The following is a 13,875-nucleotide window of genomic DNA, read 5'->3' as shown; positions in this document are numbered from 1 at the left end:
CGAGCTGACTGGGGGTTCTTACATGTATGACCGTCAACATGTAGCAGGTCTTGCTAAAGGGTTTCCGTACCCTCTCGAGGTAAATGGGGGTTATTACTTACCGAACTCCAAATTATTGGTATGCAGTGCGTGAGTTTCCGTACCCTCGCGGGGTGACTGGAGGTTATTACCTATATAGAAAGAGAGGAATATAATATGAAAATCAGTTTCCGTACCCTCCCGAGGTGACTGGGGTTTGTTACCAGATGGAACAGATACTACCAATAATGGCTTGATTGGTTTTCCGTACCTTCCTGAGGTGAATGGGGGTTCTTACGCAATAAAGAGGTATTTCAAATTGCATCAAGCTTGTTTCCCTCCCCTCGCGAGGTAACTGGGGTTTCTTACCGTCTACACAATCGAGCGCTGGCTTGTCAACAAGGTTTCCGTCCCCTCGCGAGGTGAATGGGGGTTATTACTAAAGGTACGGTTGCTAAAAGCATGGCAGAGCCTAGGTTTCCGTACCCTCTCGAGAACGCTAAGGCGCTTACGATGGTTTTGACTGGACAGAAAACGGTATTCCAGTGTTTCCGTCCCCTTGCGGGGTGAATGGGGATTGTTACTGGTTTGGACAATGTTAGATGACAGCTACCATAGACGTTTCCGCCCCCTCCCGAGGTGAATGCGGGTTATTACAGGAACTGGATACAACAGCAATGGGCAAATTGGAAAGAGTTTCCGCCCCTTTTCAAGGTGGTTGGGGGTTTCTTACCCGTAGTACCATTTGAAAACAAAATACCAACACATACGTTCCCGTACCCTCCCGAGGTGGATGTGGTGTCTTACGAAACAAGGAGACAGCTTCTACGACAAGGTAGATGTAACGTTTCCGTCCCCTCCCGAGGTGACTGGGGGGCTTACTATGTGTTGAAAACCTTAAAGAATAAAGGTTTCTAGTTTCCGTCCCCTCTCGAGGTCACTGGGGTTTTTTACGGAGTCTAAGGCTTTAACAGATTACGGTATCACTCTGTTTCCGTCCCCTCTCGAGGTCACTGGGGTTTCTTACGAAATAAAATGGCAGTATTTATTTCAGTGTTGCTGTTTCCGTCCCCTCTCGAGGTGACTGGGGTATCTTACGAGTGTATTTTGTTGTGTAAACAACTGCCCGCAGAAGTTTCCGTCCCCTCGCGAGGTGAATTGTGCAGGAAATTATGTCATTGGTACAGAACAAATTGAAATGTTCCCGTCCCCTTCCGATGTGACTGGGGTGTCTTACCCACATATCTAATAACATTCATGTCCGGATTGAGCTGAGTTTCCGCACCCTCTCGAGCTGACTGGGGGTTCTTACAAGTGGTGCTGAAGTTAATGACCAATACGTAGATAAGTTTCCGTAATCTCTCAAGATGAATGGAGGCTTATAAGACCACACTTGGCACTTGGACGACTACGACAAGGTCTCCGTACCCTCGCGAGGTGATTGGGGGTTCTAACACAACATGGCAGTATGTTATGCAACCATGAAGAACAGGTTTCCGTACCCTTTCGAGGTGACCGAGGGTTGGTTCTTACTTTGAATGATAATGACGTTCGACAAAATTTTATTACGTTTCCGTACCCTCTCGAGACGACGGGGGTTTCTTACTGATAAGACAATCGCAGTCATCAACGAAATGAAAGGCCTGTTTCCGTCCCCTCGCGAGCTGACTGGGGTTTCTTACAAGTCACTGTGGGACGAATACAACAAGCGCATCGAGCGTTTCCGTACCCTTTCGAGGTAACTGGGGGGGCTTACTATCTTGATTACAAAAAGTAGTACAAATCCACTCCTTGAGTTTCCGTACCCTACCGAGGTGAATGGGGGTCTTACTATCCAAGTGTTGAATGAAATTAAAAGGGTTTATCAGTTTCCGTCCCCTCCCGAGGTGAATGGGGTGTCTTACTCGTGGTCATCAAGTGGCTTGGCTGGAGGATGATGAGTTTCCGTACCCTACCGAGGTGAATGAGGGTTCTTACGCCGGTAGCGTATTCGAAAACTTGTCTGAGGAAGAGGTTCCGTCCCCTCTCGAGGAGACTGGGGTTTCTAAATAAGGGGGTGAGATTATAGGTGCATTACTATCAATGTTTCCGTCCCCTCTCGAGGAGACTGGGGTTTCTAAATGTAGTCAACTTTGTAGGAATGGCAGCAGTGCTTAATTTGTTTCCGTCCCCTCTCGAGGTGAATGGGGGGCTTACCCCAGAATGAGATTATTAAAGAGATTACAGTATTTAAGTTTCCGTCCCCTCCCGAGGTAACTGGGGTGTCTTACCTTTTCGCTATTTCACCAAGAGCGCGACGAATTTCTCTGTTTCCGTCCCCTCCCGAGGTGACTGGTGGTTCTTACAGAATTAGTAAATATCCAGAATACAATACATTTTGAGTTTCCGTACCCTTGCGAGGTGAATGGGGGTTATTACCTGAATAATGTACAACTTATCGGTCGAACTACGGCGGTTTTCGTTCCCTCGCGAGGCGAATGGGAATTGTTACTAAATTTAAGGAGGGCATTAATATGTCAAAAGTTAAGTTTCCGCCCCCTCTCGAGGTGACTGGGGTTTCTTACGTTGATATCGAGGAAGCCTTGCCACTGGAATTGACACAGTTTCCGTACCCTCCCGAGGTGAATGGGGGGCTTACAATAACGAGTGCTTCCAGATGTTCTTCCCGTCCATAGCGTTTTCGTCCCCTCTTGAGGTGATTGGGGGGGCTTACATCAACAAATGCTATTAAATATACTAAAGAATTTGAGTTTCCGTCCCCTCTCGAGGCGGCTGGGGGTTATTACGGTGTGCTGAAATCAGATGAAGAGTTTTTCAAACTCTCGTTTCCGTCCCCTCTCGAGGTGATTGGGGTTTCTAACCGGGTTGGTCTTCTTCTAGAGGTGAAGCCAGACCTGTTTCCGTCCCCTCTCGAGGTGATTGGGGTTTCTAACGGACTACAAGTTTACTAAACGTGTAGAGGAAGTTCCGTTTCCGTCCCCTCTCGAGGTGATTGGGGTTTCTAACCCACGCTACAGTCAGAATCCTAATGATACCAAAGGGTTTCCGTCCCCTCTCGAGGTGATTGGGGTTTCTAACAAAAAGAGCGTTTCATTTATGAAACATATATGTCAAGTTTCCGTCCCCTCTCGAGGTGATTGGGGTTTCTAACGCAACTGAAGACAACTCTGGCGTAGACTTCTCTAAGTTTCCGTCCCCTCTCGAGGAGACTGGGGTTTCTAACAAAATTGCCGAGCTCGATACAGAACAAGTTGGTAATGTTTCCGTCCCCTCTCGAGGAGACTGGGGTTTCTAACCGTAAATGATGGTATTGACGACTCTACTGCAAATCAGTTTCCGTCCCCTCTCGAGGAGACTGGGGTTTCTAACTATCCGAAGAACAAATCAAAGAGTTTGACAATACTGTACGAGTTTCCGTCCCCTCTCGAGGAGACTGGGGTTTCTAACTGAAGAAGTAATCCAGAAGCTAAAAGTAAAATTCAGTTTGGTTTCCGTCCCCTCTCGAGGAGACTGGGGTTTCTAACGAATGGTACTGCCATCTATGCTTATGGGAAAGACTTCGAGTTTCCGTCCCCTCTCGAGGAGACTGGGGTTTCTAACGGTTGGAGATAACAAGCGAAAGTGATTTATATGACGTTTCCGTCCCCTCTCGAGGAGACTGGGGTTTCTAACAAATGATGTATCAGCAACAACAATTAATATGGTATCTGGTTTCCGTCCCCTCTCGAGGAGACTGGGGTTTCTAACTAGCTATCTTGCTCATCTTCCTAGCGCCTTTTCTATACGGTTTCCGTCCCCTCTCGAGGAGACTGGGGTTTCTAACCCCATATCTTGTATAGGGTCTTCGCGTCAAACTACTAAATATAGTTTGACATCCCAGTTGAAACTTATCCTTATTATACCATGAAGCCAGCAAATTTTAAAGATTAAAAGAATAATATCTCTTCCAGCAACTCAGCGCCAGCATAGGGATTAAAGACTACAGTTTCTTCTTTATGCCCGACATATACGATGATATTGTCTCCTTCATCGGCTTGATAAAAGTCTCTTATATCTTTTATCAAAAGCTCAAAATTCAGCTTTTCTATATCGACCTCGAAGCAAGAACGCTGAACCCTTCTACCATAGCCTTCTAAAAGCTTGGCTAGTTTTAAACGCCTTTTATCACTTACGATATCATAAATAACCAGACAAAACTTTGTTTTCTTCCTGGCAAATTCCTTGCTGACACTATCAAGATTATAAAAAGTCACCTTCACTCTCCCGTATAACTGCTGATATAGTCGTCAGCATTCCTTGACTTAAAACATCGAATCAAAGACTTGACTTGCTGATCTGCCATGTACAAAAAAGTATAGCGGTTCTTATCCAATTCGACATAATGATGGATTTCTAAGATGCGCTCCCTCATAGCTCGAGAAAATACTTCAATGCCTTCCGAAGTCAAATGCATTTCCTCCCCCATCTTCTCAAAATGCTCCCCCCTAATATCACCATGCTTAATCAGACTCATCACAGTATCATCTACGATGACTGGCCGCCACTCTTCCATTAGGTCGCTGGCTAGTACTGCATGATGGTTATGTGGCTGATGGGTAACTCCAAAGCCTGCACTAAGACCATTTTTCCGAATCAAGCCAATAAAACAGGAATACAAAATCGAATACCCAAAATTTAACAGCGCATTAAAACGATCTAAGGACGGCCTCCTATTGCGACTATAAAACTGAAAATCTTCTTCGACCAGTAGATTTAGATAGTAGAAATAAGATTTTGCAATCCTGCCTTCAATCCCCATAATTTCTGATATGCTTTTGGCAGATTCAAGGCTCTCACAAGCAGATTTAAAACGTTTAAAGTCCTCTTCGTCAAATAGCCCTTGCTCATCGTATGCTTTTAGCAGATTTAATTGATTCATGATTTTTGCTGAAGCTATTCTCTGAGACATCTTCAGACAGAAACTTTTATCAAAAGAAGCTTGGGCCTGCTCTCTCTGCTTTTCATAGTCTGCTTCCTTTAAAGAATCCATCGAAAATAAAAACTCACCCTTGCTAGAAAAATAGAAGACTGGAATCCCATGGCGAGATAAAGATTTCAGTAATTGTGTTGATAACTGAGAATTGCCAAATATAAGAATGTTATCAATTAGACTTAATGAAATAGCCTTGAGCATTGTGCGTTCTTGGTTCTTTATCATTAACTTATGAGCACTAATTGATAAGCTGTATGAAGAGTTCTGAATATACAAATCGGTCATATTAAAACACTTTCTTTTTATTTAATATTTTAATATATCTATTTTAAGTTGTCAATAAAAACCCTTGCAAAATCTACAAGAGTATTTTCTTTCTTATTTTTAGAAATAGATTCTAGCCATCTCTTCTTAATTCCCCCAAGACTTCCCCTATTTTACCCTCAATAACTAAGTCAGCATGACTATCCTGAGGGATGCTGGTCTTGTTGATGACGACCAAATGCTTACCTGCAAAATACTGGATGAGGCTGGCTGCTGGATAGACGACTAAGGATGTGCCACCGATTATCAGTAGGTCAGATTGATGGATAGCTTGGGCCGCCTGACGGAAAACTTCCATATCTAGCGGTTCTTCATAGAGGGTCACATCTGGCTTGACAATACCGCCACAGTCAAGGCAGCGAGGAATGGTACCCTGCAGAGCCAGAAAGTCGTCTAAATCATAGAACCGTTGACAATTCAGACAGTAATTTCTATCTGCACTGCCATGAAGCTTGAGAATCTTTTTCGAACCGGCCATTTCATGCAAACTATCAATATTCTGAGTTACCACAGCCTTGAGCTTGCCTGCCTTCTCCAAGTCTGCCAAGTAGGCATGAGCAGCATTGGGCTTAGCCTCTGGATAGAGTAGGTACTTCTTGTAAAAGTCAAAAAACTCCTGCGGATAGCGCTCAAACATAGTGTGAGAAACCAGCTGCTCCGCTGTAAAATGCCGTCCCAGCTTGACACTGTATACCCCATCTGAACTGCGGAAGTCTGGAATATTGGACTCCGTCGAAACACCCGCCCCACCGAAAAAGACGATATTCTGACTTTGGTCTATCAATTCTTGCAGCCTTGCAATCTTATCCATCCTGCTACTCCTTATAAGAGACTTTCTATGACCGCATTCGCTCGGTCGAAGTAAAAAGGTTCCCTCTGATAAACAATGCCTGTCTCTTGCGCCAAATCAACCAGAAGCTCCATAAAGTGCTGAGATGAGAAACCTGTTGTTCTGTGCAATTCTTCCTCATCAAAAGGCTTGATAAGATGAGCTAGGGGATTGCGGACTGACTTTTCTAACTCTCTTAGCTGTCGTGCTGATTCTTTGACGGATTCGGGCAAATGCAACTGCAAAATCAGCTCCGTCAAACTAGAAGAATTGACTGTGCTTTCCGCATGAAAATTTTGCAGGTCAGGATTATCAGAATTTCGCATCTTTTCAAACTTCCAACGGTCATAACTGGCCCCTCGAGAGTTATGAATATAGCTGTCAATATCTGGTATTTGCATGCGAATCAGCCGCATAAAAATCCGATAAATAGCCGGACTTACAGCTCGGATAAAGTCAATCAGCTGCTCATTTCTCAGCTTGGCTTCAAGGTCATAAAGGTAATTGACCAGCTGCTCATCCGCTTCATTTTCATGGCAAAAAAGCTGAAAATCAGCTAGGTCAGACCCAGTGATTTCCAACTTTAGATTCATCATAGATTGGATGTTGAGCTCTCTTCGCTCCGCTAAAGCCTCAAGAAGAAGGACCAAGTCAGACTGGACACCGCTTCCTGCTCGCTCAGCTAGTTTATGGGCATAAGCATAGTCATAGCGGGAAATAGCAAAGAGAATGGCTTCTTTGACATCTACTTTCATGCTTCTGCAATCAAGGTTTCCAAACCAACCTTCATCATATCGGTGAAAGTATTTTGGCGTTCTTCAGCTGTCGTATCCTCTTCTGGATTGACCAAGCTGTCAGAAATAGTCATGATAGCAAGAGCATCCACATGGTATTGAGCAGCCAAGTAGTAAAGAGCCGCAGCTTCCATTTCCACTGCCTTAACGCCCCACTTACCAAGCTCGATGTTCTTTTCAAAGTAGTTTGAATAAAAGACATCAGACGACAAAACATTTCCAACATGGGTTGTCATACCAAGACCTTTGGCGATATGGTAAGCCTTATCTAACAAATCAAAGCTAGCGATTTGCGGAAAATCATACTGTGGCCAGTCATTACGGATAATGTTGGAGTTAGTTGCAGCTGCCTGCGCCAAAACCAATTCACGAACATGGACATCAGCATTCAGCGAGCCCGCTGTTCCGACACGGATTAGCTTTTTCACACCGTAGTCAACAATCAGCTCACGCGCGTAGATAGAGATTGAGGGCATTCCCATCCCCGTTCCCATAACAGAAACACGCTCGCCTTTGTAAGTACCCGTGTAACCGAACATATTGCGGACTTCATTGAAGCAAACAGCATCCTCAAGGAAATTTTCCGCAATAAACTTAGCCCGAAGCGGATCCCCCGGAAGAAGAATTTTATCAGCAATCTCGCCTTGTTTAGCAGCAATATGAATAGACATAATTAAGATACCAAACCCGTCAAAAGCAAAGGGAAAATAGGAGATGGGCGCAGTGAGCGATGCTCGCAAGACCATCTATCTTTTTCCCACCGCTTTTAGGGTGGGTTCAATTCCTTTCTTTCTTAATTTTAATATTTCATAGAAAGACTAGCCCGAGTTCAATTCAAACTCAGATGCCCTTCCTTTCTGTGTTTATTTGAAAGATAGTTTTTCGCTCGTGTTCAAATCTGAACACACTCTAGCTTTCTTTAGTTTAATGATTTTATCGGCTAGATAGAAAGGCTGTTCCGGGTTTAATTACCAACCCAGACACTACGCCTTTCAACATTTTTTTACAATTCAGCAAGCGTTTCTTTAAGCAGTCGTTTGAAATCACCCTTGACACGTTCTGTTACTTCCACCACTTCCTCATGATTAAGCTCTTCTTGGAAACCAGCAGCAAAGTTTGTAATGCATGAAATTCCAAGGACTTTCAAACCAGAATGTGCTGCTACAATCACTTCAGGAACAGTAGACATGCCTACTGCATCCGCCCCAAGCGTCTTATAAGCACGGATTTCTGCTGGCGTTTCATAAGTTGGTCCAGTTACACCGATATAGACACCCTCATCAAGCTTGATACCAAGCTTATCAGCAACTTTATGAGCGACGGCACGGTATTCTGGAGTGTAAGATTTAGACATATCAGGGAAACGTGGACCAAATTCATCCAAGTTTTCACCAATCAAAGGATTTTGACCAGTCATATTGATGTGGTCAGTGATCGCCATAAGTGTACCAGGACCATAGCCGATACCACCAGCTGCATTTGTCACAATAACACCTGTCGCACCAAGAGCCTTCATCACACGCACTGGGAAAGTAACGATTTCTAAAGGATTTCCTTCATAGAAATGGAAACGGCCTTGCAGTGCCAAGACTTTCCGTCCTGCCAAGTCTCCATAAACTAATTTCCCAGCGTGACCAACAACAGTTGAGCGGCCCCAGTTTGGAATATCCGCATAGTCAAGACTAACGGCATTTTCGATTTCAGAAGCCAATTCTCCCAAACCAGATCCCAAAATCAGACCAAATTCAGGTTCTGTCATACCTTTTTCTTTTAAGAAGTCTGCTGTTTCTTTGATTTTTTCTGATAAGCTTGTCATAAAATATTTCCTTCACTCTCTTATAATGCTTATACCAATTTGTCCAAGAAGCTTTCGCCAATCATCGCCTTGTCCACTCCGAAGTTTTCAGCAACGGTAGCTGAGATATCCGCAAAGTGTCCGACAGGAATATGACCATGACTGCTCAGCGATTTTCCGAAGACCAAGAGCGGAATGTACTCACGAGTGTGGTCGGTTCCGGCATAGGTCGGGTCATTACCATGGTCAGCAGTAATCATGAGCAAATCATCTTCACGCATATTTTCAATGATTTCTGGGATGCGAGCATCAAACTCTTCCAAGCAGTCACGGTAGCCATGTGGATCACGGCGGTGACCATAAAGAGCATCAAAGTCTACTAGGTTAGTAAATGAGAAACCTTCTTTGAAGTTTTCGTCTTTGAGGGCTTTGACCAAAGTATCTACACCATGATTGTTAGACTTATTATGTCCCATGTCATGATTGATTCCAGCGCCGTTGAAGATGTCGTTAATCTTACCAACAGAATAAGTATCAATTCCGGCTTCATTGAGCTTATCAAGTACAGTTGGCTCAAACGGAGAAACTGCATAGTCGTGACGGTTGGCTGTACGAGTGAAGTTGCCTGGCTCACCTACATAAGGACGAGCGATAATACGTCCTAGAAGCGCAGGGCGTTCTAAGGTAATAGAGCGGGCGAATTCACAGATACGATAGAGCTCTTCCAAAGGAATCGCTTCTTCGTGTGCCGCGATTTGTAATACTGGGTCAGCAGAGGTGTAGATAATCAGCTCGCCTGTTTCCATCTGACGAGGGCCAAAGTCATCAATAACTGCTGTACCAGAGTATGGCTTGTTAGCCTCACGAATGACCTTACGACCAGAAAATTCTTCAATCTGAGTCAGGATTTCTTCCGGGAAGCCATTCCAGAAAGTATCAAAAGGCTCAGTAATATTGAGACCCATGATTTCCCAGTGGCCTGTCATCGTGTCTTTTCCAAGCGATACTTCCTCCAGCTTGGTATAGTAGCCGCTAGGATTTTCTTCTTGAGGAACTGTCTTCAAAGGAGCAGGACGCTCAATATTTCCCAGACCAATCTTAGCCATGTTTGGTACATTCAGTCCTACCGTTTTGGAAATATGTCCCAGAGTATCTGAAGCACCATCTGGTACCCCTGCATTGACAAAGTTATTGGCATCTGGTGCAGCACCGATACCAACTGAGTCCATGACTACCAAGTGAATACGATTAAATTTTGGCATAAAATACCTCTTTCTATTTATTGGCCTCTAAAACTTGAAGACCTGATTTTCCAGCAACAATGACCTTGTCTACCATTTGATTAAACAGTCCATGCTCCACTACTCCCACAACATGATCAAGTTCTTGTGCAAACTCAACTGGATTTTCAATCACACCTAAATCTAAGTCAATAATGAAATTCTGCATGTCCGTAACAAAACGCTGACCATCCTTCTGACGAAAGGATGGATTATAGCCCGCACACTCAAAGCGACGAAAGAGCTGCTCAGCACCGTACTGAACAACTTCTACTGGTAGCTTGAAGGCACCTAACTTCTCGACCATCTTGCTCTCATCGACTACCCAGATATAGTGCTTTGTAGGCACCGCTACGACTTTCTCCATGAGAAGTGCGCCGCCACCGCCCTTGATACCGTTAAAAGCTGAATCAACCTCGTCAGCACCATCAACTGTCACATCAACCAAGTCAACTTCATCAATGGATTTGAGCGGAATACCTAAACCTTCCGACTGTTTGCTAGTGACACTGGAAGTCGTAACAGCTGTTATCTGCAATCCTTCTTCCTTAATCCGCCGACCAATTTCTTCGACAAAATAATAAGCGGTTGAACCCGTCCCGAGACCAACAATCATCCCGCTTTGGACAAATTCAGCAGCCTTGATTCCTGCCAGTTTCTTTAGATTTTCCATAGCACCTCCTCGAATCACACTACTTTTATTATATCATGATTCTCACTAACATGAAAGTGTTTTCTTTACCAGGCTTAAATTTCATTTATTCCACTTGGTAATCGAAAGCCTTGCTCCTCCTTGATTTTTGCGTTACAATTAGATTAATTGATTTTAAACACAAGGAAAGATACAGTATGATTACCAGAGAATTTGATACAATCGCTGCGATTTCTACGCCTCTTGGCGAAGGAGCCATCGGTATCGTTAGACTAAGCGGAACTGACAGCTTTACTATTGCCCAAAAAATCTTCAAAGGGAAAAATCTAAGCAAAGTGGAAAGCCACACGCTCAACTACGGCCATATCGTCGACCCACAAAATCAAGAAATTCTGGACGAGGTCATGCTTGGTGCCATGCGCTCTCCCAAGACCTTCACACGCGAGGATATCATCGAGATTAACACTCACGGCGGAATTGCGGTCACGAATGAAATCCTGCAGCTTGCTATCCGAGAGGGTGCTAGAATGGCTGAGCCTGGTGAGTTTACCAAGCGGGCCTTTCTCAATGGGCGCGTTGATTTGACTCAGGCTGAGGCTGTCATGGACATCATCCGCGCCAAGACCGATAAAGCTATGAACAATGCTGTCAAGCAGCTGGATGGCTCCCTCTCCAATCTTATCAACAATACCCGTCAGGAAATCCTCAACACACTGGCTCAGGTCGAGGTCAATATTGACTATCCCGAGTACGACGATGTGGAAGAAATGACAACCCAGCTTATGCGAGAAAAAACGACTGAGTTCGAGGTACTCCTGAGCAATCTCCTCAAGACTGCACGACGAGGAAAGATTTTACGCGAAGGCATTTCCACTGCTATCATCGGCCGACCTAATGTTGGCAAGTCCAGCCTGCTCAACAATCTCCTGCGCGAGGACAAGGCTATTGTGACCGATATTGAGGGGACGACTCGAGATGTGATCGAGGAGTATGTTAATATCAAGGGTGTCCCCCTCAAACTCATCGATACTGCAGGCATTCGGGAAACTGACGACCTTGTTGAGCAAATTGGAGTTGAGCGCTCTAAAAAAGCCCTGCAGGAAGCTGACTTGGTTCTCTTGGTTCTCAATGCCAGCGAGCCTCTGACAGACCAAGACAGACAATTGCTTGAAATCAGCCAAGATAGCAATCGCATCGTCCTGCTTAACAAGACTGACCTTGAGGAAAAGATTGAGCTGGACCAGCTACCAACTGATGTCATTAAGATTTCCGTCCTCCACAATCAAAATATCGATAAAATTGAAGAACGCATCAATCAGCTCTTCTTTGAAAATGCTGGTATCGTAGAGCAAGACGCTACCTACCTGTCCAACGCCCGCCACATTTCCTTGATTGAAAAAGCCCTAGAAAGCCTGCAAGCCGTCAACCAAGGCTTGGAAATGGGTATGCCTGTAGATCTTCTCCAAGTCGATATGACCCGCACCTGGGAAATCCTCGGCGAAATCACTGGTGACGCCGCACCAGACGAACTCATCACCCAACTCTTCAGCCAATTTTGCTTGGGGAAATAGAGAACAAAAGGACTGTTCTATTCAGTCCTTTTTATGATAAATAAAAACGAAACAACACAGCTCTAAAACTCCTGCTGGAATAGTTCCTTGTCGTGGTCTGTTTTGGAACCATTCGAAACAACACAGCTCTAAAACTTATAGTAATAAATCTTGTCCTTATGCCAGGTTTTGGAACCATTCGAAACAACACAGCTCTAAAACCGTGATTATGTTCGACGTCTATGGCAGGCGTTTTGGAACCATTCGAAACAACACAGCTCTAAAACCCATAGGCAGGGTATTTTGCAAAGTCCTTGGTTTTGGAACCATTCGAAACAACACAGCTCTAAAACCCTTTCTAGCTAGTTGCTGATATTTGGCAGGTTTTGGAACCATTCGAAACAACACAGCTCTAAAACAATCGAACTTGGGGATTTGCCAAAAAAGTTGTTTTGGAACCATTCGAAACAACACAGCTCTAAAACTTGATGATAGAACTGTTGCGCTTCTTCTTTGTTTTGGAACCATTCGAAACAACACAGCTCTAAAACAAGTATTTAGGAATTCCGTTTGTTGATGATGTTTTGGAACCATTCGAAACAACACAGCTCTAAAACAGTGAGAGATGCATAAATGGATCCTACTTTAGTTTTGGAACCATTCGAAACAACACAGCTCTAAAACTTTCTAATTAATTACTGATATTAGGCAGCAGTTTTGGAACCATTCGAAACAACACAGCTCTAAAACGCACGAACCACCAACACAGTTGGGAAATAAGTTTTGGAACCATTCGAAACAACACAGCTCTAAAACAGAGATGGTGCTGGCCATGCCTATGATTACGTTTTGGAACCATTCGAAACAACACAGCTCTAAAACTTGGCGAGAATTTGACGGCAAGACTTCGGGTGTTTTGGAACCATTCGAAACAACACAGCTCTAAAACGGTGAGTTGAGGTTAGAATTCTTGAAATATGTTTTGGAACCATTCGAAACAACACAGCTCTAAAACGAGGGGACGAGGGCTTTTGAAGTTGATTCAGTTTTGGAACCATTCGAAACAACACAGCTCTAAAACTCTACTTTAACTTTGCCGCTTGGAAATCGTGTTTTGGAACCATTCGAAACAACACAGCTCTAAAACAAAGTTACAATTTAATATACGACCTCTCAGGTTTTGGAACCATTCGAAACAACACAGCTCTAAAACGAGTTAATTTGGACTTCGTCTGGAATATCAGTTTTGGAACCATTCGAAACAACACAGCTCTAAAACTGATACCACCGGCAGAACCCGCAAGACCAGGTTTTGGAACCATTCGAAACAACACAGCTCTAAAACATGTCCTCCGGACAGAAAGACAAGACATATGTTTTGGAACCATTCGAAACAACACAGCTCTAAAACCTTTCGTCAATAAGTTTCATCGGATCTCCTGTTTTGGAACCATTCGAAACAACACAGCTCTAAAACAGAAGGTCGTATGAACCAACTTACAACGTTAGTTTTGGAACCATTCGAAACAACACAGCTCTAAAACATAAGAAACGAGGAACTCCTCCAGAGAAAGGTTTTGGAACCATTCGAAACAACACAGCTCTAAAACTTTCTTCTACTACATATTCTAACGCTTTATGTTTTGGAACCATTCGAAACA

At 44.0% G+C, this 13,875-nt stretch carries 9 protein-coding genes and 2 CRISPR repeat arrays (1 of these 11 running past the window's edge); of the genes, 1 reads left to right on the top strand and 8 read right to left on the bottom strand.

Going from position 1 to position 13,875, the window contains the following annotated elements:
- Positions 1–1,218: 1,218 nt before the first annotated feature.
- A CRISPR array of direct repeats spans positions 1,219–3,841; the repeat unit is 37 nt; unit sequence GTTTCCGTCCCCTCTCGAGGAGACTGGGGTTTCTAAC.
- Positions 3,842–3,944: 103 nt separating this feature from the next.
- The 8 genes from cas2 to rpiA form a co-directional block, all read right to left on the bottom strand.
- Entirely contained in the window at positions 3,945–4,277 is a 333-nt protein-coding gene (gene cas2, locus O3627_RS02660) for a CRISPR-associated endonuclease Cas2 (RefSeq protein ID WP_125382306.1), read from the bottom strand.
- Positions 4,274–5,275 carry a CRISPR-associated endonuclease Cas1 gene (gene cas1 / locus O3627_RS02655; protein ID WP_268685826.1) on the bottom strand — a complete coding sequence of 334 codons (1,002 nt, stop codon included), beginning with the start codon at positions 5,273–5,275 and terminating at the stop codon, positions 4,274–4,276. Before cas1 ends, cas2 begins: the two co-directional genes overlap by 4 nt.
- 112 nt (positions 5,276–5,387) lie before the next feature.
- Entirely contained in the window at positions 5,388–6,125 is a 738-nt protein-coding gene (locus O3627_RS02650) for an NAD-dependent protein deacylase (RefSeq protein ID WP_125382309.1), read from the bottom strand.
- A gap of 11 nt (positions 6,126–6,136) precedes the next feature.
- Positions 6,137–6,898, bottom strand: a complete 762-nt coding sequence (locus O3627_RS02645; RefSeq protein WP_002917157.1) for a hypothetical protein — start codon at positions 6,896–6,898, stop codon at positions 6,137–6,139.
- Positions 6,895–7,608, bottom strand: a complete 714-nt coding sequence (gene deoD / locus O3627_RS02640) for a purine-nucleoside phosphorylase (protein ID WP_032908957.1) — start codon at positions 7,606–7,608, stop codon at positions 6,895–6,897. The genes O3627_RS02645 and deoD overlap by 4 nt, the downstream gene beginning before the upstream one ends.
- A gap of 332 nt (positions 7,609–7,940) precedes the next feature.
- Positions 7,941–8,753: a purine-nucleoside phosphorylase gene (locus O3627_RS02635; protein ID WP_371621274.1), complete on the bottom strand. Its 813-nt coding sequence runs from the start codon at positions 8,751–8,753 to the stop codon at positions 7,941–7,943.
- Positions 8,754–8,782: 29 nt separating this feature from the next.
- Positions 8,783–9,994: a phosphopentomutase gene (locus O3627_RS02630; RefSeq protein WP_371621273.1), complete on the bottom strand. Its 1,212-nt coding sequence runs from the start codon at positions 9,992–9,994 to the stop codon at positions 8,783–8,785.
- Positions 9,995–10,007: 13 nt separating this feature from the next.
- Entirely contained in the window at positions 10,008–10,685 is a 678-nt protein-coding gene (gene rpiA / locus O3627_RS02625; protein ID WP_371621272.1) for a ribose-5-phosphate isomerase RpiA, read from the bottom strand.
- Between the two features lie 176 nt (positions 10,686–10,861).
- On the opposite strand from rpiA, the gene mnmE reads away from it, so the two are divergent.
- A complete protein-coding gene (mnmE, locus tag O3627_RS02620; RefSeq protein WP_371621271.1) occupies positions 10,862–12,235 on the top strand; it encodes a tRNA uridine-5-carboxymethylaminomethyl(34) synthesis GTPase MnmE in 1,374 nt (457 codons plus the stop codon).
- Between the two features lie 33 nt (positions 12,236–12,268).
- Positions 12,269–13,875: a CRISPR direct-repeat array (repeat unit 36 nt; unit sequence GTTTTGGAACCATTCGAAACAACACAGCTCTAAAAC) (it continues 15 nt past the right edge of the window).

This window comes from Streptococcus sp. 27098_8_82 (assembly GCF_041431615.1).
Classification (GTDB): domain Bacteria; phylum Bacillota; class Bacilli; order Lactobacillales; family Streptococcaceae; genus Streptococcus; species Streptococcus sanguinis_K.
This window is presented reverse-complemented; position numbering and strand designations above follow the sequence as displayed.